Here is a 20621-nt window from a genome sequence, read left to right on the forward strand (position 1 = left end):
ATCTCCCAAATTGATAGGTAATGACTTTACCCCATCCAGGCAACGTCTAGAATGCCCGCTCAGTAACGGAGGATCCCGCCATGAATGCCTATACCTACCTCGCCATTGCCATCTGCGCCGAAGTCATCGCCACCGCCTCGATGAAGGCGGTGAAAGGCCTGAGCACGCCGTTGCCACTGCTGCTGATGGTGGTTGGCTATGGCATTGCGTTCTGGATGCTGACGCTGGTGGTACGCAGCATTCCGGTGGGGATTGCCTATGCCATCTGGTCGGGCCTGGGGATTGTGCTGATCAGTGTGGCGGCGCTGGTGATCTATGGGCAGAAGCTGGATATGCCGGCGATGCTTGGCATGGCCATGATCGTGGGTGGCGTGGTGGTGATTCAGCTGTTTTCGAAGACGGCTGGGCATTGATGTTTGCCCTGCGTCTGGCTGGAGGTCGTGCCAGGGCTGCCTGGTGCTTGCCTTGATTTTTGGGGTGTCGGGTAGATCGAGCGCCGCCCGCGCGGCGCATCGCGAGCTGCGCTCGCTCCTACGTTTGTTTCGGGCCAGTAACGCCTGCAAGAGGCGCGCGCGGCCGCCTGGTTCGTACGGCACGATATCGAGCCATGCGCCAAAGCGTCCGCGCGCAAATTCCACAGAAATAATTGGCCCGAAACAAACGTAGGAGCGAGCGCAGCTCGCGATGCGCCGCGCGGGCGGCGCTCGGTCTCCAAGACGACGCACCTCTAACGCCATACCCTTAAAGCCATGGCGCATGGCACGCCACACCGCATGGCATGAGGTTGCGCAATGGCCGGGCATGTTTGCCGTGGATGTTATGCCGTTGCTGAAATCGAGCGCCGCCCGCGCGGCGCATCGCGAGCTGCGCTCGCTCCTACGTCTGTTTCGGGCCAGTAACGCCCGTGACAGGCGCGCGCGGCCGTTTTGTTTGTTCGGCGCAATATCGCGACATGCCCCAAAGCGCCCGCGCGCAAATCCCCCAGAAATAATTGGCCCGAAACAAACGTAGGAGCGAGCGCAGCTCGCGATGCGCCGCGCGGGCGGCGCTCGGTCTCCAAGACGACGCACCTCTAACGCCATACCCTTAAAGCCATGGCGCATGGCACGCCACACCGCATGGCATGAGGTTGCGCAATGGCCGGGCATGTTTGCCGTGGATGTTATGCCGTTGCTGAAATCGAGCGCCGCCCGCGCGGCGCATCGCGAGCTGCGCTCGCTCCTACGTCTGTTTCGGGCCAGTAACGCCCGTGACAGGCGCGCGCGGCCGTTTTGTTTGTTCGGCGCAATATCGCGACATGCCCCAAAGCGCCCGCGCGCAAATCCCCCAGAAATAATTGGCCCGAAACAAACGTAGGAGCGAGCGCAGCTCGCGATGCGCCGCGCGGGCGGCGCTCGATCTAACAAGCGCGAAAAACCTCAAGGCGAGCCTCTGTTAGCCCTCACACGATCCCCCGTGTGCCTGACCCTGTATACTTGCCAGCTGTCCCAGTCTTCGAGGTATCGCCATGCCATCTGCCATTTCCACTGACGTGCTGATCGTCGGCGCCGGGGTCGCAGGCCTTTGGCTCAATGCCCGCCTGCGCCGCCTGGGCTACTCGACAGTGCTGGTGGAGCGCGCCAGCCTTGGCGGCGAGCAGACCATCAAGTCGCAGGGCATCATCCACGGCGGCACCAAATACGCCCTGCACGGCGCCCTGACCGGCGCCTCGGAAGCCATCGCCGACATGCCGCGCCGCTGGCGCGAGGCCTTGGCCGGCAACGGCGAACTCGACCTCGGGCGTACCCGCCTGCTCTCCGATGCCCACTACCTGTGGTCGCCGGGCACCTTGGCCGGCAACCTCACAAGCTTCTTCGCCAGCAAGGCCGTGCGCGGCCGGGTCGACCAGGTCAAGGGTGACCAGTTGCCACCGGCACTGCAGGACCGCGCGTTCAAGGGCAAGGTGTATCGCCTGGCGGAACTGGTGATCGATGTCCCGAGCCTGCTGGCCAATCTGGCCGAGCTGGCCGGCGAGTCCTTGCTGGCAGGTGAACGCATCGAACCCATGCGTGAAGGTGATGCGTTGGTTGGCCTGCGCGTGGACGACCGGGAAATCCGTGCCCAGCGCATCGTATTGAGCGCCGGAGCCGGCACCGAAGGCTTGCTGCAGGCGCTGGGCCTGGATCAGCCGGCCATGCAAACCCGCCCGCTGCACATGGTCATGGCCAAGGGCCCGAACCTCAAACCTTTGTACGCCCACTGCCTCGGCGGCGGGCCCAAGCCTCGGGTGACGGTGACCACCCATCCGGCAGCCGATGGCCAGTGGGTCTGGTACCTCGGTGGGGACCTGGCCGAAGCCGATGGCGTGGCGCGCGAGCCTGCAGCGCAGATTGCTGCAGCGCAGAAGGAAATCGCCAGCCTGCTGCCATGGGTCGACCAGAGCCTGGTGCGCTGGGCCACACTGCGCGTCGACCGCGCTGAGCCGGCACAATCCGGCCTAGTACGCCCGGACAACGCCTTCCTTGCCGACCAGCAGCGCCTGCTGGTCGGCTGGCCGACCAAGCTGGCACTGGCACCGGACTTCAGCGACCGGGTGATCAGCCACCTGGAGCGCGACGGCATTCGTCCACAAGCACAGGCCGACCTGACCGACCTGCCACGCCCTCCGCTGGGCGTACCGGCCTGGGAGCAACTGCTGCCATGAGCCTGCCAACCCTGCACAAATTCCATCGCCCGCTGGGCAGCACCGGCCTCAAGGTCTCGCCACTGGGCCTCGGCACGGTCAAGCTGGGTCGCGATCAGGGCGTGAAGTACCCCACGGGCTTCACTATCCCCGGCGATGAAGACGCCCGCCTGTTACTGGCTCAGGCCCGCGAGCTTGGCATCAACCTGATCGACACCGCCCCGGCCTATGGCCACAGCGAAGAACGCCTGGGCCCGCTGCTGCGCGGCCAACGTGATGAATGGGTAATCGTCAGCAAGGTCGGTGAAGAGTTCGAGGAAGGCCTGTCGCATTTCGATTTCAGCGCCGCCCACACTCGCCGCTCGGTGGAGCGCAGCCTGCGCCGGCTCGAAACCGACCGCATCGAACTGGTGCTGGTGCATTCCGATGGCAACGACCTGGCCATTCTAGAACAGCAGGAGGTCTACCAGACCTTGGCCGAACTCAAGCAGGAGGGCAAGATCCTCGGTTTCGGGCTGTCCGGCAAGACCGTCGCCGGCGGTCTGAAAGCGCTGGAGCAAGGCGACTGCGCCATGGTCACCTACAACCTCAACGAACAGGCAGAACGCCCGGTGCTGGACTACGCTGCCGAACACGGCAAGGCCATCCTGGTAAAGAAGGCCTTGGCGAGCGGGCACATCTGCCTGGCCCCGGGTGTCGACCCGGTGCAGGCCAGCTTCGAGCTGCTGTTCGCCCACCCGGGCGTCAGCAGTGCTATTGTCGGCACCATCAACCCGTTGCACCTGGCCCACAATGTGGCCACCGTCGCCCGCATCCTGGGCCAGCATTGAGTTACCTCAGGCCTACGACTCAGGGCCTGGAGACTGACCCGACGCAAGGAGGAGCCTCGTGGCGCGAACGTTGATCCGCAAGAACCCGAGCAACTTCAAGACACTGCCACTGCATGTCGAGGCCACGCCCGAAGGCTTGATCTACCAAAGCATCGGCATGCCGCTGAACTTTGCCCAGACCCAGCAACGGCGCAAGGCCATCCAGTTACCCGACGCGCAACATTTCGTGGTCGAACTGGCCAACCTGGGCGTGTCAGTGCGCCTCACGCTGCATTGGCAGAACCGCGATTACTGGGTACTGGTGCGTCAGCGCCGACAAGACCGTGGCGATGTGGTGCTGAAACTGATTTCCGGTTATGTGCCGGCGCAGGAGCTGAACCTGCCGCTGCACACCGCTGTACAGGAAGTGGCCGAGGAGTGCCTGCTGGAAACCCCGGAAGGTTGGCTGGGCGGGCGCTTCAACGACACCTGGCTGCCCGTACCCTACGCCGCCGCCCTGCACTACCGCGAAACACCCCACTTCGTGCTGGCGCCCCAGTCCGGTGCCGCACGCCCGGTGCATTGCGGCAAACTGATGCTACTGGAGCGCCCACGGGCCTATGTGCACCTGCCCACCGCTTCGCTACAGCTGATCTATGACATGCGCCTGCAAGTGCCCCGGGACGCCAAGAAACTCAGCTTGTTCCACGTTGACGAACGGCTGGAGGGCGACCAGTTGGTGGCGCGGCTCAACCGCAAACGGCCCGACCTGTACCTGATGCCATTGAAGGACGGCCAGCCACTGGCAGAGCTGTATACGCTGAAAAAGGATGAACTGGTGCCAGCGAGTACGCGTGGGTTGTACCTGGCAGAGAGTTTTGCCCGGCAGGAAGGCTGGGTGGTGGCAGATGAACGGATACGCTGGAAGGATTGGGTGAAGCAGCAGGGTTTGGTGGAACGCACGCCTGAACGGGCGTCGCACTTGCAACGGTTTGGCGACAAGGCACGAGCGCTGCTGGAGCGGGCGCGAACTTCGCTGCACAAGTGACATCCCGGGAGCTTTCACCTTCTTGCAGGCGCGGGTAAACCCGCCCCTGCAGAGGGCCGCCACAGCGACCCCAAGGCCAGATCAGTTCTTGCGAATTTTCTCGACAATCGCCGTGGTCGAGCTGTTCTCGACCAGCCCCAGCACCTTCACGGTGCCGCCATAGCCCTTGACGATATCAGCGCCCACCACCTGGTCGATGCCATAGTCGCCACCCTTCACCAGCACATCCGGCTTGACCTGGCTCAGCAGGTTTTCCGGGGTGCCTTCCGGGAAACTGATCACCCAGTCCACTGCGCCCAGACCGGCCAGTACGGCCATACGCCGGTCAACACTGTTGATCGGCCGGCCCGGCCCCTTCAGGCGGCTTACCGAGGCATCGTCATTTACCGCAACGATCAGGCGATCACCCTGAGCCCGCGCCTGCTCCAGGTAGGTGACATGCCCGGCATGCAGGATGTCGAAGCAGCCATTGGTAAAGACAATCTTCTCGTTGTGCGCCCGCGCGTCATCGATGGCCAGCAGCAATTGCTCCAGGCCCAGCACGCCGCGCTCGGAGCCTTCCTCACGCTGGATGGCCCGGCGCAGTTCAGGGGCGCTGATGGCAGCCGTACCCAGCTTGCCGACCACGATGCCCGCCGCCAGATTGGCCAGGGCCACCGCATGGGGCAGGTCCTCACCTGCGGCAATGGCCGCGGCAAGGGTGGAGATGACGGTATCGCCGGCACCGGTCACATCGAACACTTCGCGTGCCCGTGCTGGCAGGTGCAACGCCGGCTGACCAACGCGCAGCAGGGTCATGCCATGCTCACCGCGGGTGACCAGCAAGGCACCCAGGTCCAGGTCCTGCAGCAGCTGCAAGCCCTTGGCGACCAGTTCGGCTTCATCGACGCAACGGCCGACAATGGTCTCGAATTCGCTGAGGTTCGGGGTAATCAGGCTGGCGCCACGGTAGATGGAAAAGTCCTTGCCCTTGGGGTCGGCCAGCACCGGAATACGCTTGGCGCGCGCCGCCTGGATCAGGTCTTGGTGATTCTTCAATGCACCTTTGCCGTAGTCGGACAGCACCAGCACCTTGACGCCTTCGAGCAGGCCATCGACCTCCGCGCCCAGCGACAGCGGGTCGGTGGCGAACGGCTCTTCGAAATCGATACGCAGCAGCTGCTGGTGACGGCTCATGACCCGCAGCTTGACGATAGTCGGCTGATGCGCGATGCGCTGGAATACCGAACGGACACCGGCAGCCTGCAGACTGTTGGCCAGGCTGTCGGCAGCTTCATCTTGGCCGGTAACACCGATCAGCGAAGCCGGCGCGCCCAGCGCAGCAATGTTCAAGGCAACGTTGGCCGCACCGCCGGGGCGATCCTCGATCTGATCGACCTTGACCACCGGGACTGGCGCTTCGGGCGAAATACGCGAAGTACCGCCATGCCAGTAGCGGTCGAGCATGACATCGCCGACCACCAGTACCGGGGCTTGATCGAAACGCGGCATGGACAACTTCATGGGCAACCCATATGGAAATAATGAACAGGGGCAGGATATTAGCACAGGGTAGGCAATGGCTTTATGGCCAGATCATCCCTGGAAAATTCCCGTGACAATCGGGGCCATGACGGCCCCGATCAAGGAGGGTTCAGGTGATATCGGCCTTGGCCGGCTCATCCAGCCCCATGGCATGCAGGCGGGCATAATGGCCATTAGCCGCAAGCAGCTCGGCGTGAGTACCGCGCTCGACCAGGCGGCCCTGGTCCATGACCAGGATCTGGTCGGCCTTCTCGATGGTCGACAGGCGATGAGCAATCACCAGCGTGGTACGGCCCTGCATCACGTGGTCCAGAGCGGCCTGGATATGCCGCTCGGACTCGGTATCCAACGCCGAAGTGGCTTCGTCGAGGATCAGCAACGGCGCGTTTTTAAGCAGCGCACGGGCAATAGCCAGGCGCTGGCGCTGGCCACCAGAAAGCAGTACACCGTTCTCACCCACTTCAGTATCGAAGCCCTTTGGTAGCCGGTCGACGAATTCCTTGGCATAGGCATCGGCCGCGGCGGCCTCAATGTCTGCGCGCGGCGCGCCAGCCAGATCACCATAGGCGATGTTGTTGGCCACGGTGTCGTTGAACAGGGTGACATGCTGGGTGACTTGCGAAACATGGCGGCGCAGGTTGCGCAGGCGATAGTTCTCGATCTCCACACCATCGAGCAGGATCTGCCCCTTGTCGTGGTGATAGAAACGCGGGATCAGGGCCGCCAGGGTAGACTTGCCACTGCCGGAGCGGCCGACCAGGGCGATCATCTGCCCGGGCTCGGCTACAAAACTGATGTCGCTCAGCACTTCACGCTCGGTACCCGGGTAAGTGAAGCTCAGGTTACGCACTTCCAGGCGCCCTTCCACGCGTTCCTTCTCGACAGTACCGGTGTCCACTTCGGGTGCTTCGTCCAGTTGCTCGAAGATGCTCTCGGCACCTGCCAGGCCCTTCTGGATGGTCGAGCTGACTTCCGACAACTGGCGAATAGGCTTGGGCAGCAGGCCGGCAGCGGTGATATAGGCCACCAGGTCACCGGCAGTAGAATCCCCGCGCAGGAACAGTACCAGGAACATCAGCGCAGCCATGGCGCTGTAGATCACCAGCTGAAGCATCGGTGTGTACAGCGCGCCGGTCTTGGTCATGCGCAGTTGCTTGTCGGTGTTGCTCTGGCTGGCCTGGTCGAATCGCCGCTCCTCATAGGCCTCGCCACCGAAGCTACGGACCACGCGGTACCCCTGGATGGTTTCCGAGGCAACGTGGGTGACGTCGCCCATGGCTACCTGGATCTTCTTGCTCTGCTTGCGGAATTTCTTGCTGGCGATGCTGACCATAACCGCGATCACCGGCAAGATGGCGACCATCACCAAGGTCAGGTGCCAGTTCATCCAGAGCAGATAGGCAAACAGGAACACCACGGTCAGGCCTTCGCGGATCACCACCTTGATGGCGTCGGTAGCAGCGCCGGTGACCATGGTCACATTGAAGGTAATGCGCGAAATCAGGTGCCCGGAGTTGTGGTTGTCGAAGTAGCGGTTGGGCAACACCAGCAGCTTGTTGAACAAAGCCACTCGCAGGTCATGCACCAGGCTCAGAGAGACCTTCGCCAGGAAGTAGTTGCCGAGGAACGAGCCAAGGCCCTGCCACGCAGCGATCAGGATGATCAGCAGCGGCACCGCCTGCAGCAATTGCAGGTCACGCAGGTAGGGTACGTTGGGGAACAATACCGCTTCGGGGTTGCTCAGCCCATCGACGAAGTACTTGAGAATGCCGGCCAGCATTGGCTGGGTCGAGGCAAAGATCACGAAACCGACAATGCTCAGCAGGAAAATGCCGACATAGGGTTTCACATAGCTCAACAGCCGGAAGTAGATCTTCAGGCTGGAGGTGTGCTCCGCTGGTCGCGGTGTTTCGGCCATTATCGAGCTCGCTGTTCAGGTTGAACCGGCAATTTTACCACAGGCGTCATTTTCGGCACGCCCCCATGGCAGCAACATGGCAAGGCCCACCGGCAGCCAGCTGATGAACCATTCGGCACGTGGCGTACCGGTGAGGCTGGCGGCATCGAACTGCATGGCCAGGGTCGAGTATACCCAGAACCCCAGCAGGACCTTGCCGAACAGGGTGCCGCGGGCGCGCACGATTTCGCCCAGCGTAAGCAGCCATACCATTACCCACAGCAACATGCCGGGCAAGCCCATTTCAACGGCAACATGGGTGAACATGTTGTGGGAGTGATCGAAGTGTTTGCCGACGGCGCTCACTTCGTAGTGAGCCCCCAGGCCAAGACCAGTCCAAGGGTGCGCGGCAATCATCTCGACCACGGCATGGAAAATTTCCGGCCGATAGGATGAACCCCGGTGGGCGATAAGGTCGTACACGGCCAAAAAGGCCAGGCCGGTGGCAAGCAATGCCAGAACAGAAAACACCCGGCTGTGGCGGTCACGGAACCACAGCGGCGCCATTACCACGGTAATCACCAGTGCCAGAATCGCGCCACGGCTCTGGCTGAAAATGGCGAAGGCACCCAGGCAAGCCAGTGCCGCCAGCCACAACAACTGCAAGCCACGGTGCCGAGGTGGCTCGTAGAGCATCAAGAGCAAGGCCGAACCAATGACATAAGCCCCCAGGATGGGGTGGGATATCTCGCCAATACCCTCCAGCCTGACCAGCAAAGGCTTATGCTGCACCCCATAGAACTTGAGGATGGAGACCAACGCAGCGAGGGCCAGCAACGCGCTGCCAAGCAGCAATAGCTGACGAATGCGGGCCTGGCCAAGCTGGGCCAACAGCGGAAACGCCAGCAGGAACACCAGGATGTAGAGCAAACGCTTGAGCTCGCGCCCGGGCTCCTCGGCGGGCGACCAGGCCAGGCTCAGACCGCTCCAGGCCAGCAGCAGCAGCACACTCCCCCACAGCGCCGGTTGCCGCCCCCAGGCTTGCACCAGCACACCTCGGGCCGACCAGGCCAATACCAGCGTTGGCAGCCACAAGAACAACACTAGACCTTGCTGATAAACCTTGTTGCTGGGTGCCAGGGCAATCGCCGCCAGGAACCAGACCAGACCCAATCCTAACCAGGCTCGTGCCCAGTTTTTTTGATACAACATCCTTTCCCCCGATGAATCAAAAACACCATCCATGGTGCTACAACATTATTTTCGGCATTATTGCCGGTCATTTTGCTCGCCAGACGACAAGGCCCTATTCATGCAATGCTCCCGGCTCACCCAGGTCGACTTCGATCAGCTGACACTTGGCGCACAGGTGCTTGAGGCAGACAGCCATGGCGCCAAAGTCTACCTGCTCACAGATGGAAATTTCCTCAAGGTTTTTCGCAGGAAGCGGCTGATTTCATCTGCACTGCTACGCCCTTACTCGCAGCGCTTCGTCGATAACGCCGCGCGCCTGACGCAACTGGGCATCCCCACCCTCGAAGTGATCAGCCAGCACAAACTCGACCTGCCGGGCCGCACTGCGGTGCTGTATCGCCCGCTACCTGGGCGGACACTGCTGCAGATGTCGCGCGACGACGGATTCAGCTGGGACATTTACCTGCCACGCCTGATCGAACTGATCCGCCAGTTGCACCGCAGCGGCGTTTACTTCCGTTCGCTGCACCTGGGCAATGTGGTGGTCACCCCCGACCAGCGTCTGGGCTTGATCGACGTGGCCGACATGCGTTTTCTACGCCCGCCGCTGTCGGCTCGCATGATTCGACGCAATGTGCAGCACATGGTGCGCTATATCGAGCGGGAGAACCTGGGCGACCGGTTCCCCCTTGCCGCCTTCGAGGCAGCCTTGCTGACACGCTGAGCGTCAACTGCGCAACAGGCTCTGCGAGCCGCTGCAGAATGCCTGCCAGGCCTGCTCCGGCGCCAGTGCCTGGCGCTGCTTCGCGGCGATCGTCGATGCACTGAGCACCGCACAGCGCTCGATCGCCTCAGCCCAGGCGCTTTCGTCGGCAACCGGCAGGTAGCCACCCGTATCGTGCAACTGCTCGCGGAATACCTGCAGGTCGCTGCACACCACCGGTACATCGGCCATCACCGCTTCTTGCACCACCAGCCCCAGGCCTTCGGAACGCGAAGGCACCAATAGCCAGTCGAATGCCCGATACAGCTGCTGCAGGTCTTCGCGGTGACCGCGCAGATGAACGCGCCCAGCCAGGCCCAGCGCGTTGATACGCTGCTGCAACATGGCATGCTGCGGCCCCTCGCCAATGATCGCCAGTTGCAGGTCCGGCTGCCGTGCACTGGCCCTGGCGAATGCTTCGATCAGCATCTCGAAACCTTTACTCTCTACCAACCGCCCTACCGCACCCAGCATCACTCCGGCGCCGTGGGGCAACCGCAGCGCCTGCCTGGCCTGATCACGGCTCAGCAAAGGCTCGACGAATGCACGCGGGTCAAGCGCCATGCGCAGTGTCTGCACCGGCCTACCCAGATCACACTCCAGCGACTCGGCCAACGTCCGTGATACCGCCGCAACACTCAGCCGCTCGGACGGAAACATCTGCAACAAGCGGATATCGCTGGCATTCAGACGCGTCGTGCCATGGAACAGTACCTTGGCACGTACGTGGGGAATACGCTGCAACAACGGCAGCACCAACCGAGCGACGCCAATACCATCGAGCAGCACGATTTCTGCCCCGGCCTCGGCCAGTGCCTTGCGCAACCGCATGCGCAGCCATGGGCGCAGCAAGCGCCACAAGTGCCGCCCTTTGAGCGCACGTGAGGGCATATGCCATTCCCGGGTCGAACCGAGCCCACAGCAGAGCCCGCTCCCCAGCAGCAGCCAATTACTGATCCGGGCGTCGGCACCCGCGTTCGACAAGACCTGCCGATGCACCCTGTGAATCGACATGTAGGGCGTTCCACCCGCCCACATCATATTGACGATGTTCATGGGTCCTCTCCCGCTCAAGTCAGGTGGGACAGTGACTTCATTGAACAAAAAAGGTGATTCCCATGCCGATCAAGGCCCCCGCAACCAGCGCCAACGCCAGCTTCATCCGATCACGCTGACGACGCTTGGCCTTACGCTCCACTTCAATGGGCAAGGTCACGTGATTGCCGAATCCAGTGTGCAATACTGCATCACCCTCCAAGGTGACCGCCGTCAGATTTAACTCAGCGTAGCGACGGGAAAGCGCCTTTTCTCCAGCATAGGCGGCAAACGGCGCACAGCGCTGGTAATCGCTCAATCGGCGCAGCCCAGGGTTGAGCGAGAACGCCTGCCACTCGGCCTTGTCGGACAGCAGCGGATAACACGGCACCCCGGCGATCACCTGACGATCGCCCAAGTGGATGTACGGGCTGTGGATGGCCAGATCGTGGGCATGGCTGCGCAACCACACCTGCAGCAGGTGGGGACTGACATCCAGGATGGCCCGCGAGTCTTCGACAAAGCCTTGGCGGTAGAATTGCCAGTCGTCTTCGCAGTGAAAAATGTAAGGCGTCTTCACGTGGCTGTAGGCCAGGTCGATAGACGGCAACTGACCAAGTTTGGGCCGGTTGACGAACACCTTGCAGTGCGGCTTCCAGTGCTCCGGCACAGCGGCATGCACAGCATCGTCGCCAGAGTCTTCGGTGATGAATACCTCGCGAATGGGCGCGGTGTTGTAGCGATCGAAACTCTCAAGGGTGTCTTTGAGCAGATCGAACCGCCCACAACTGGTCACGACGAGCGTGACGTCACTCTCATTTGAAAAGCGCACCGGACTCCCTCCGCATTACGACTATCGGCCTTCAACGACCCGCTCCTGGGCGCGAAAGCTCTTGTTTAGATGCCCAGCTTCAGGCGCAGCCGCTGCCATGCAGACAATGGCGGGTGGGGCCTGAGCGCCGGGCGCATGTGGTCGACGATGCTACGTCCAACTGCGCCGAAACTAAAACGGGAAACCGCAAGTTGGCGGCCATTTTCTGCAATCTGCCGTGCCAGCTCGGGGTTCTCGCGCAAGTGACGAAGCTTTTCCTGAAGGGTCGGGATGTTGTCATAGAACACCACGTTGTGCATGTCTTGCAGGCCCAGCGCACAGTTCTCTTCCTCGCCCTGGTCGTACGCCAGCAACACACATCCACAGGCCATGGCTTCGAAGTTCTTGATCATGTATTCGCCCATGCCGACATCGGCACTGACGAAGAAACGAATACGGTTGAGCGTGTTGCAGTAGTCCTCGCCCGACTTGGTACGGGTTACCAGCAGGTTCTCGACCTGCCCCAACTCGTCCAGCAGTGCCTTGCGGCCGCTATAGGCCACGCTGTTGACGCTGCCGACAAAGGCCAGCTCGATGTCACGCTCGCGCCCTTGGTCGGCCAGCAACTGCTCGTCATAGCCCTTGGGCACGAACACCGCGTCAAAACCTTCCTGGCGCAGGCGCTCGCTGACCATATAGCCGGAGCTGATCACCCGCGCCCATGGCAACTGGCGGTAATGAGCGCTGAACTTGCCGGTGTACTTGCACGGGATGTAGTTCTGGTAGGCGTCGTGCTCGAGAATCACCAGGTTCGGCACCGTGCGGATAAAGGCCACCTGACGGATCTCCTGCTTGAAACGCAGGAAGAACACGATGCGGTCATAGCGCTCGACTTGCACCTCTCGCTTGAAGTAGCGGCGCAGGTTGCGCTGATCCTGGCTGGTCAGCCAGCGCAGGTCGCACTCGCAGTTGGCCGCGACGCCATCGTACAGGCGGTCAAGAATGGCCCGCTGTTCCTTCTGTACCAGAAATAGGACTTTCATTGCTTTCCTTGGGCGCTCTGCGCCTTCGCGGTCAACCATGGGGCGTGCTTACAGCTCACGCCGCCAGAACAGTTCGTGTCGGCGCACGGCCTTGCGGAAGAATTCGTTCTCCCCGTAAGGCGATGGCTGTCGCCCGGCAAGCCAGCGTTGCAGCACGCGGCGCAGGCGGCGCTTGAACGGTGCCGGGGGCTGCAGGTCGTGCATCATGCCCAGGGCCATGGCCTTGTCGCGCTGGGTCGCGCAATCCAGCACCAGGCTGCAGGGTGCCCAGGCCTGGGCGGCGCTCAATTGCGGCGGCAAGGCCACGCCATCGCCACTGTTGCCCATCGGCCAGCGGTCGTTATCGTGCAGGTGGTTGGCGTAGCACAGCAAGGTTTGTGGCTGCCAGGCCATACCGTGCAAGGCTTCCAGCACCGCCGCCTGAGCGCAGATATGGTCCGGGTGGGGGTCTAGCTGCGGGTGCGGCATCACCAGCACCTCTGGCCTGGCCAGTTCCAGCAAGGCTCGCAGGTCGGCCAGCAGGTTGTGCCAGGTGGGTGCGCCATCACGGTCGCCCGGTAACGGGAACGGGTTGAACTGGCGGAACACGCGGATATCAGCCAGGTCTGCCTCACGTGAGGCGGCCGGCTGATCGGGTGCGGCCTGCATGGCAGGCAGCTGCAGGCAGAAGTAACCCAGCTGTATGCAACGCGACTCCGGCACACCGGCCCAACGCGGCACGGCAATGCTGTCCCAGGCACGCAGGCGACCTTTCAGGCGCGCGGCCTCGGCCTTTGCCAGGCCCATCTGCTGATAGTGCTCGGCCTCTATCTCACCGGCGGTCAGGGTCACCACCCAGCTTTCGTCGGCCTGGCTGTACAAACCATACGCGGCCAACTCGGCGTCGTCGGCATGTGGCGCGATCACCATCACCCGGCGACGCTGCAGCTCGATTGAAGGGGTTATCCACAGGCGCAACTGACCCTGCAACTTGCAATGCCGGCCGCGCAGGCGCAACGTGCCGGCCTGCAATGGCGCAGCAAGCCCCGTCAGGTTGAGAAAACGCACGCCATCGACGCCACGCTCGAAGGCTTGCCGATCGGCCTGCTCGCCAGCCAGTAACTCAACCCGAGGGTCGAGAAAGCGCCCCAACCAGCTGCTTTTTAGCCGCAGTTCAAGCACCAGGGTTTCGTCGCCTTGCAGCATGCACTCAGCCTTGAGCCAGCCATCGTGCAGGCTGGCAGGAACCTGCTGCACCTGATCGCCGAAGTCGTAGGCATAGTCCTCACCCGGCGCATAGAACAGGTGGTCGGCAAACCAGGCCTCATGGGCAGCCCAGAGCAGCGGGAACAACAGCAGCGGCAGCCACCACCAGCTGAAAACACCGAGGGCGACCAGCGCAACCAGGCCCGCCAGCAGCCCCAGGCGTTTGTTGCGCCGGTGGCGCTTGAGCAACTGCTGCTTGCGGCTCACGCTTGATACACCGGCACAGGGTTGCACCAGCGGTCCTTGTACTCACGGTCAGCACGGCCGAACGAGAACCGCAGCGGCTTGTTGCGCGTCCGGGCATCTTCCCAGGCGGCCTGGGTATTGAGGAAGCTCAGCACGCTGCCTGGGCTGAAGGCCTTGGTTTCAGGGTCGACACCGCCATTGATGTACTCGACGCTGATCCACTCCGGCGCTTCGACGCGGTACACCAGCTGGATGGCAATCGGCTTACCGTCCAGCAGCAACACCGAGCCGATCAGCAGCTCACGCAGGCGCTCCAGCACATCGGCCATACGCTCGGCACCGGTGGCAGGGAAGCCCCAGCGGCGCAGGAACAGGTCGCAGTACATGCTGGCGATTTCCTGAGCACTGAAGTCGCTGATCGGGCGTACCACACCACCCGCCTCTTCCAGCAGGCGAAGTTCACGGCGCTGGTTGTAGCGGAACTTCTTCGACAGGTCTTCAGGCGCCCGGGCCATGGCCAACTGCTCCTTCTGCGCCTTGAGGCCGTTGAAGCGGCCCAGGTTCAGTTCGGACAGGTAACGCACGGTATGGCGCAACGGCGCAGCGGCATCAGGCGCCGCCGGCAGGATGATCTCGGCGTTGCCGAGGTCGAACAGGGCTTTCTTGCCAGCACGCTTCAGCACGTCCTTGGACAGCGCCAGGTGACGCCCCCAGACCGGGATCGCGGCTTTCAGCTCGCCAGCCTGGTGCCAGCCCAGGTAACGCACCGGGATTTGTGCCAGGTCCGCCAGTTGCTCGACCACCAGCGGATGGGTGGCGACACTGCCGCCAAAGCGCGCCCACGCCTGGCCATAAGCCTTGGCATCGATAGCTTGCCAACCGCGTTCGCGGAAGGCCTGGATACGATTGAGCATCAGGCCTGCCCCACCAACGCGCGCACCTGCGGGAGTTGCCAGAAGGCCTCGCGCACCGCCTGATCAGAGAAACGCTCACGCAGGCGCTGCAGCATGTGCCTGGCGCAGACCTGGCGCTGTTCAGCATCCAGTACGGCCATGTGCTTCAGGCCCTGGGCCAGCTGCGCGGCGTCGCCCAGCGGGAACAGAACGCCAACGCCCTCGACCACTTCGCGGGCACCACCACAGGCCGTGGCCAGCACCGGTACACCGGCAACCATCGCTTCAAGCAGAACCATGCCGAACGGCTCGTGATCCGAACTCAAAGCGAACACGTCGAACGCCTGAAAGTAACGGCGCGCATCCGGCACCTGGCCAAGAAAGTCGACTTGCCCGGCAATACCAAGCTCGGCGGCCAACGCCATGAGCTTGGCCTCCAGACGCCCCTTGCCGAGGATTGCCAGGCGGGCGCCAGCCGGCAGCCCCGGCAGTGCCTGGGCAAAACCGCGCAACAGGGTGGCCTGATCCTTGTCCGGGTGCAGGCGCCCAACATTGCCGACGATCCACGCCTGAGCATCCAGGCCCAAGGCCTGGCGTGCGTCAGCGCGCGGCACCAGGGCTGATTGCAGGGCGTCGATGTCGATGCGGTTGTACAGGGTCTGAATGCGCTCGGCCGGCCACTGAGGCAAGCAACGGCGCATATCGTCACGTACCGCGTCCGAAACACCCAGCAGGCTCAGACGTTTGCTGAACAGGTTCGCGAACAGGCGGCGGCCTTTGCGCTGGTAGTCGCCAAAGGCATGGTGCACACCAATCACTGGCAGGCCGGTGCCCAGCAGGGCAACGTAGATCGGCTTGAAGCGATGGGCGATGCAGAAAGCGAAATTGCGTTCGGCCGCAATGCGCCGCAATGCGCGGATGGCGCCGAGTTTCAGACCACGCACGTCCTTGGAACTGAACTCAAGGAACAGCACCTCCTCCGACGCACAGCCAGCCGCTACCTGCGCGTCGGCGGCGCCGGTGAGGAACACCGTAGTCACCTGGTACCCACGCCCCTGAAACAGGCTGGCGTACTGACGGGCACAGTCCAGGAACGGCCCGTCATAGCCATGGCAGAACTGCAGGATGCGCGGTTCAGAGCGGCTGGTCATACGGGGCCGCGCCGTCCTTCACAACCAGGATGTCTTCCATGATCAGGTACTGCAGGTCCGAGCCGAAGAACATGTTCAACGCATCGGTCGGCGAGCAGATCATCGGTTCACCACGACGGTTCAGCGAGGTGTTCAGCGACACGCCGTTGCCAGTCAGGTCTTCCAGCGCCTTCATCATGTCGTAGTAGCGCGGGTTGTACTCGCGCTTGAGCACCTGGGCACGCGAAGTGCCGTCCTCATGCACCACTTCCGGCACGCGGGTCTTCCACTCTTCAGCGACTTCGAAGGTGAAGGTCATGAACGGCGCGGGATGGTCGACCTTGATCATCTGCGGGGCGACAGTGTCGAGCATCGACGGGCAGAAAGGTCTCCAGCGTTCGCGGAACTTGATCTGGTGGTTGATGCGGTCAGCCACGCCTTCCACGCTCGGGCAGCCGATGATCGATCGGCCACCGAGGGCACGCGGCCCGAACTCCATGCGGCCCTGGAACCAGGCTACCGGGTTGCCGTCGACCATGATCTGGGCGATCTGCTGCGGCATGTTCTCGAGTTTGCGCCACTTTGGCTGGTTCGGGTGACGGGCGCAGGCAGCGATCACGTCTTCGTTGGAGTACGACGGGCCGAGGTAGACGTGCTCCATCTTCTCGACCGGAACGCCACGGGCGTGCGAAACATAGGCTGCGGCGCCAACGGCAGTCCCGGCGTCGCCGGAGGCTGGCTGGACGAACAACTCTTTCACGTCCGGACGGGCGATGATTTTCTGGTTGAGCTTGACGTTCAGCGCACAGCCGCCAGCGAAGGCCAGCTTGCCGGTTTCACGCAGGGTGTCGCCCAAGTAATGGTCGATCATCTGCAGCGCCAGTTTCTCGAACAGCGCCTGCATGCTGGCGGCGTAATGGATGTACGGCTCGTCGGCGATGTCGCCTTCGCGCTTGGGGCCCAGCCATTCGATCAGCTTCGGCGAGAAGTAGAAGCCTTTGCCCTTCTCTTTATAGCGGCGCAGGCCGATAACGTTGGCGTACTCGGTGTTGATGACCAGCTCGCCGTTCTCGAAGCTGGCCAGACGCGAGAAGTCATACTTGCTTGCGTCGCCATACGGCGCCATGCCCATGACCTTGAACTCGCCATCGAGCATTTCGAAGCCCAGGAACTCGGTGATGGCACCGTACAGGCCACCCAGCGAGTCAGGGTCGAAGAATTCCTTGATCTTGTGGATCTTGCCGTTTTCACCGTAGCCAAAGAAGGTAGTGGCGTACTCGCCCTTGCCGTCGATGCCCAGGATTGCGGTTTTTTCCTTGAAGCCCGAGCAGTGATAAGCACTGGAAGCGTGGGCCAGGTGATGCTCGACGGGCTCGATCTTGACCTTTTTCGGGTCAAAGCCCAGTTGCTCCAGGCACCAGACGATTTTCTTGCGATAACGCTTGTAGCGACGGTTGCCCATCAGGATGGCATCGAGTGCACGATCCGGGGCGTACCAATAGCGCTTGGCATAGTGCCACCGCGCCTTGCCGAACAGGCTGATCGGGGCGAACGGGATGGCTACCACGTCGACGTCGGACGGCTTGATGCCTGCCTGTTCCAGGCAGAACTTCGCCGACTCGTAGGGCATGCGGTTCTTCGCATGCTTGTCACGCACGAAGCGCTCTTCTTCGGCGGCGGCAATCAGCTTGCCGTCAATGTACAGGGCCGCGGAAGGGTCATGGCTAAGGGCGCCGGACAGGCCAAGAATCGTCAATGCCAAGGGATTAGCCTCTTCATTCGGTAGAAATGCGCCAACGGCCTCTTGGGCGGATGGCGGCTAAAGGGCGGGATTATAACGCAAACATTGGAGGCACACCGCCCCCTTGTGGGAGCGGGTTCACCCGCGAAGCCGTCACGCGGTGGATGGCACCGGCGTTGCCGGTGTTCGCGGGCAAACCCGCTCAGGTTTACTCGGCGATCAGCCAGTCCATGCGGTAACTACCGGCGGTTTGTGCCAGCTCTTTGGCCAGCCATGGCAGCAGCTCCTTAAGCTCATCCTCCAGCCCCCACGGCGGGTTGGCGATGGCCAGGCCAGAGCCGTTCAGCCCCTGAGGGCTGTCCTGGTGATGCACATACAGCTCAACCCGCAACAGTTTCGGCGCACCAGTACTGGTCAGGTCCTGGTAATAGCGGGTCAGCGAACGCTGGTCCTTGATCGGGTACCAGATGGCCACAACCGTCTGGCGCATGCGGCCAATCGCCTCTTTCATGGCAGTGGTGCAGCGCTTGAGCTCATCGGCCTGCTCGAACGGCGGGTCGATCAGCATGATCGCGCGCTTTTCCTGCACCGGCAGCAAGGCCCGCGGCACATGCCAGCCTTCACCCAGGTGCACGGTCACGCGCGGGTCTTTTTTCATGTTTTCTTTGAGGAGCGGCCCGTCTTCAGGGTGTTTCTCGTTGAGCAGGGCGCGGTCCTGCTGGCGCATCAGACGACGTGCCAGTTCCGGCGAACCCGGGTAGTAGCGCAGCTCGCCATCGGCATTCAGGCGCTTGATGATGCGCAGGTAGTCGTCGGCCATGGCCGGCAGGTCATCGCGATTCCACAGGCGGGCTACGCCTTCCAGGTACTCGCCGGTGCGGCTTGCCTGGTCACCCTGCAGGTCGTACAGGCCGAGCCCTGCGTGGGTATCGATATAGGCGAAAGGCTGCTCTTTACGCGACATCAGGGCGATGAGGCGGGTCAACACAATGTGTTTGAGGACGTCGGCGTGGTTGCCGGCGTGGAAGGCGTGACGATAGTTCATGGCAACTCCTGCGAAGGCGGCAAGTTTACCTTGCCTTGCAGGCGGAGTCAGGCCTGGCTGCTGATTGGCGGCACCCGCAAAGCAGGCGCCGCCAATTCAACGGGTGTTACTTGTCGGCGTGATACGCCGCGTCAGCCGCTTCGAAGCGTTTGACCATCGCCTGCGAAGGGCTACCCAGCTTGCTCACCAGAACAATGGCGATGCTGGCGAACAGGAAGCCCGGGATGATTTCGTACAACCCGAGGGTGTCGAAGTTCTTCCACAGGATCACCGTCAGCGCACCCACCACGATACCGGCCAGCGCGCCGTTACGGGTCATGCCTTTCCACAGCACCGAAATCAGCACCACCGGACCGAAGGCAGCACCAAAGCCGGCCCAGGCATAGGCCACCAGGCCCAGCACGCGGTTTTCCGGATTGGCAGCCATGGTGATGGCAATCAAGGCCACGGCCAGCACCATCAGACGGCCGACCCACACCAGCTCGATCTGCGAAGCATTCTTGCGCAGGAAGGCTTTGTAGAAGTCTTCGGTCAAGGCACTGGAGCACACCAGCAGCTGGCAGCTCAGGGTACTCATGACCGCGGCCAGGATGGCCGACAGCAGGACACCTGCGATCCATGGGTTGAACAGAATCTTGGCCAGTTCGATGAACACACGTTCGTGGTTCTCGCTTACCGGGCCTGCCAGTTCAGGATGGGCCGAGAAGTAGGCGATACCGAAGAAGCCTACGGCGCAGGTACCCGCCAGGCAAAGGATCATCCAGGTCATGGAAATGCGGCGCGCCTTGGCGATCGACTTCACCGAATCAGCGGCCATGAAGCGCGCCAGGATATGCGGCTGGCCGAAGTAACCCAGGCCCCAGCCCATCAGCGAGATGATACCGATGAAGGTGGCACCTTTGAGCATGTCGAAGTTCGCAGGGTTCACCGCCTCGATAGCGGCGAAGGTCTGGTCGAAGCCACCGGTGGCGATCAGCACGAACACCGGGGTGAGGATGAGCGCGAAGATCATCAGCGTGGCCTGCACGGTGTCGGTCCAGCTCACAGCCAGGAAACCACCGATGAATGTGTAAGCGATGGTCGCCGCTGCACCAGCCCACAGCGCGGTTTCATACGACATGCCGAAGGTGCTCTCGAACAGACGGGCACCGGCAACGATGCCGGAAGCGCAGTAGATGGTGAAGAAGACCAGGATGACGATGGCGGAGATGATACGCAGCAGGCCGCTATTGTCTTCGAAACGGCTGGAGAAATAGTCCGGCAGGGTCAGCGCGTCACCGTTGTGCTCGGTCTGCACGCGCAGCCGGCCAGCCACGAACAGCCAGTTCAGGTAGGCACCAACCGTCAGGCCGATGGCGATCCAGACCTCGGACAGGCCCGCGAAGTAGATGGCACCGGGCAGGCCCATCAGCAGCCAGCCACTCATGTCGGAGGCACCGGCAGACAGCGCGGTAACCACGCTACCCAGGCTGCGACCGCCCAGAATGTAATCGGAAAGGTTTTTGGTGGCGCGATAGGCGGCGAAGCCGATCAGCACCATTGCTGCGATGTAGATCACGAAGGTGATCGTTAGTGGATTGCCCATGCGTGTGCCC

Annotated in this window: 17 protein-coding genes; 5 read left to right on the forward strand and 12 right to left on the reverse strand. The window is 62.4% G+C overall.

Translation table 11 applies throughout. The annotated features are described in order from the left end of the window. Positions 1-80: 80 nt before the first annotated feature. From ACE4QZ_RS25335 to ACE4QZ_RS25350, 4 genes are all read left to right on the forward strand, one after another. Complete coding sequence (locus ACE4QZ_RS25335) at positions 81-413, forward strand: DMT family transporter (protein WP_004577390.1); 333 nt, start codon at positions 81-83, stop codon at positions 411-413. Between the two features lie 1094 nt (positions 414-1507). Then, positions 1508-2683 (forward strand): NAD(P)/FAD-dependent oxidoreductase, encoded by a 1176-nt coding sequence (locus ACE4QZ_RS25340; RefSeq protein WP_021783831.1) that lies wholly within the window; start codon positions 1508-1510, stop codon positions 2681-2683. Continuing rightward, positions 2680-3492 carry an aldo/keto reductase gene (locus ACE4QZ_RS25345; protein ID WP_021783832.1) on the forward strand — a complete coding sequence of 271 codons (813 nt, stop codon included), beginning with the start codon at positions 2680-2682 and terminating at the stop codon, positions 3490-3492. Before ACE4QZ_RS25340 ends, ACE4QZ_RS25345 begins: the two co-directional genes overlap by 4 nt. A 58-nt stretch (positions 3493-3550) precedes the next feature. Continuing rightward, on the forward strand, positions 3551-4519 hold the full coding sequence (locus ACE4QZ_RS25350; protein WP_021783833.1) for a hypothetical protein: 969 nt from the start codon (positions 3551-3553) through the stop codon (positions 4517-4519). 81 nt (positions 4520-4600) lie between these two features. Here the strand turns inward: ACE4QZ_RS25350 and hldE are convergent, their stop codons facing one another. From hldE to ACE4QZ_RS25365, 3 genes are all read right to left on the reverse strand, one after another. After that, complete coding sequence (hldE, locus tag ACE4QZ_RS25355) at positions 4601-6022, reverse strand: bifunctional D-glycero-beta-D-manno-heptose-7-phosphate kinase/D-glycero-beta-D-manno-heptose 1-phosphate adenylyltransferase HldE (RefSeq protein ID WP_021783834.1); 1422 nt, start codon at positions 6020-6022, stop codon at positions 4601-4603. 130 nt (positions 6023-6152) lie between these two features. Beyond that, on the reverse strand, positions 6153-7961 hold the full coding sequence (gene msbA, locus ACE4QZ_RS25360; RefSeq protein WP_084850259.1) for a lipid A export permease/ATP-binding protein MsbA: 1809 nt from the start codon (positions 7959-7961) through the stop codon (positions 6153-6155). A 15-nt stretch (positions 7962-7976) separates the two neighbouring features. Further along, complete coding sequence (locus ACE4QZ_RS25365) at positions 7977-9152, reverse strand: O-antigen ligase family protein (RefSeq protein ID WP_031322435.1); 1176 nt, start codon at positions 9150-9152, stop codon at positions 7977-7979. A gap of 100 nt (positions 9153-9252) precedes the next feature. Between ACE4QZ_RS25365 and ACE4QZ_RS25370 the strand changes: the two genes are divergently transcribed. Next, entirely contained in the window at positions 9253-9858 is a 606-nt protein-coding gene (locus ACE4QZ_RS25370; RefSeq protein WP_021783837.1) for a hypothetical protein, read from the forward strand. 3 nt (positions 9859-9861) lie between these two features. Here the strand turns inward: ACE4QZ_RS25370 and ACE4QZ_RS25375 are convergent, their stop codons facing one another. The 9 genes from ACE4QZ_RS25375 to putP all read right to left on the reverse strand — a co-directional run bounded on the left by ACE4QZ_RS25375 (position 9862) and on the right by putP (position 20611). After that, positions 9862-10953: a glycosyltransferase gene (locus ACE4QZ_RS25375; protein ID WP_031322437.1), complete on the reverse strand. Its 1092-nt coding sequence runs from the start codon at positions 10951-10953 to the stop codon at positions 9862-9864. Between the two features lie 37 nt (positions 10954-10990). Then, positions 10991-11764, reverse strand: coding sequence for a glycosyltransferase family 2 protein (locus tag ACE4QZ_RS25380; RefSeq protein WP_021783839.1), 774 nt, complete (start codon positions 11762-11764; stop codon positions 10991-10993). Between the two features lie 65 nt (positions 11765-11829). Then, positions 11830-12786, reverse strand: coding sequence for a glycosyltransferase (locus ACE4QZ_RS25385; RefSeq protein ID WP_021783840.1), 957 nt, complete (start codon positions 12784-12786; stop codon positions 11830-11832). 48 nt (positions 12787-12834) lie between these two features. Beyond that, positions 12835-14238 carry a PIG-L deacetylase family protein gene (locus ACE4QZ_RS25390; RefSeq protein WP_028697039.1) on the reverse strand — a complete coding sequence of 468 codons (1404 nt, stop codon included), beginning with the start codon at positions 14236-14238 and terminating at the stop codon, positions 12835-12837. Then, on the reverse strand, positions 14235-15131 hold the full coding sequence (locus tag ACE4QZ_RS25395; RefSeq protein ID WP_021783842.1) for an antimicrobial resistance protein Mig-14: 897 nt from the start codon (positions 15129-15131) through the stop codon (positions 14235-14237). The genes ACE4QZ_RS25390 and ACE4QZ_RS25395 overlap by 4 nt, the downstream gene beginning before the upstream one ends. Then, entirely contained in the window at positions 15131-16261 is a 1131-nt protein-coding gene (locus ACE4QZ_RS25400) for a glycosyltransferase (protein ID WP_084850253.1), read from the reverse strand. Before ACE4QZ_RS25400 ends, ACE4QZ_RS25395 begins: the two co-directional genes overlap by 1 nt. Continuing rightward, positions 16245-18002, reverse strand: coding sequence for a carbamoyltransferase (locus tag ACE4QZ_RS25405; protein WP_003249431.1), 1758 nt, complete (start codon positions 18000-18002; stop codon positions 16245-16247). Before ACE4QZ_RS25405 ends, ACE4QZ_RS25400 begins: the two co-directional genes overlap by 17 nt. A gap of 187 nt (positions 18003-18189) precedes the next feature. Beyond that, positions 18190-19026, reverse strand: coding sequence for a 23S rRNA (adenine(2030)-N(6))-methyltransferase RlmJ (locus ACE4QZ_RS25410; protein ID WP_003249430.1), 837 nt, complete (start codon positions 19024-19026; stop codon positions 18190-18192). A 106-nt stretch (positions 19027-19132) separates the two neighbouring features. Beyond that, a complete protein-coding gene (putP, locus tag ACE4QZ_RS25415; protein ID WP_028697041.1) occupies positions 19133-20611 on the reverse strand; it encodes a sodium/proline symporter PutP in 1479 nt (492 codons plus the stop codon). Positions 20612-20621 lie beyond the last annotated feature (10 nt).

The organism is Pseudomonas sp. DCA-1, assembly GCF_046523955.1.
Taxonomy (GTDB): domain Bacteria; phylum Pseudomonadota; class Gammaproteobacteria; order Pseudomonadales; family Pseudomonadaceae; genus Aquipseudomonas; species Aquipseudomonas putida_Y.

Coding starts and splice junctions, on each gene's coding strand:
- ACE4QZ_RS25365 (WP_031322435.1), bottom strand. CDS start 9,152: ATGTTGTATCAAAAAAACTGGGCACGAGCCTGGTTAGGATTGGGTCTG.
- ACE4QZ_RS25400 (WP_084850253.1), bottom strand. CDS start 16,261: ATGACCAGCCGCTCTGAACCGCGCATCCTGCAGTTCTGCCATGGCTAT.
- ACE4QZ_RS25375 (WP_031322437.1), bottom strand. CDS start 10,953: ATGAACATCGTCAATATGATGTGGGCGGGTGGAACGCCCTACATGTCG.
- ACE4QZ_RS25385 (WP_021783840.1), bottom strand. CDS start 12,786: ATGAAAGTCCTATTTCTGGTACAGAAGGAACAGCGGGCCATTCTTGAC.
- putP (WP_028697041.1), bottom strand. CDS start 20,611: ATGGGCAATCCACTAACGATCACCTTCGTGATCTACATCGCAGCAATG.
- ACE4QZ_RS25370 (WP_021783837.1), top strand. CDS start 9,253: ATGCAATGCTCCCGGCTCACCCAGGTCGACTTCGATCAGCTGACACTT.
- ACE4QZ_RS25395 (WP_021783842.1), bottom strand. CDS start 15,131: ATGCTCAATCGTATCCAGGCCTTCCGCGAACGCGGTTGGCAAGCTATC.
- ACE4QZ_RS25410 (WP_003249430.1), bottom strand. CDS start 19,026: ATGAACTATCGTCACGCCTTCCACGCCGGCAACCACGCCGACGTCCTC.
- hldE (WP_021783834.1), bottom strand. CDS start 6,022: ATGAAGTTGTCCATGCCGCGTTTCGATCAAGCCCCGGTACTGGTGGTC.
- ACE4QZ_RS25345 (WP_021783832.1), top strand. CDS start 2,680: ATGAGCCTGCCAACCCTGCACAAATTCCATCGCCCGCTGGGCAGCACC.
- ACE4QZ_RS25335 (WP_004577390.1), top strand. CDS start 81: ATGAATGCCTATACCTACCTCGCCATTGCCATCTGCGCCGAAGTCATC.
- msbA (WP_084850259.1), bottom strand. CDS start 7,961: ATGGCCGAAACACCGCGACCAGCGGAGCACACCTCCAGCCTGAAGATC.
- ACE4QZ_RS25340 (WP_021783831.1), top strand. CDS start 1,508: ATGCCATCTGCCATTTCCACTGACGTGCTGATCGTCGGCGCCGGGGTC.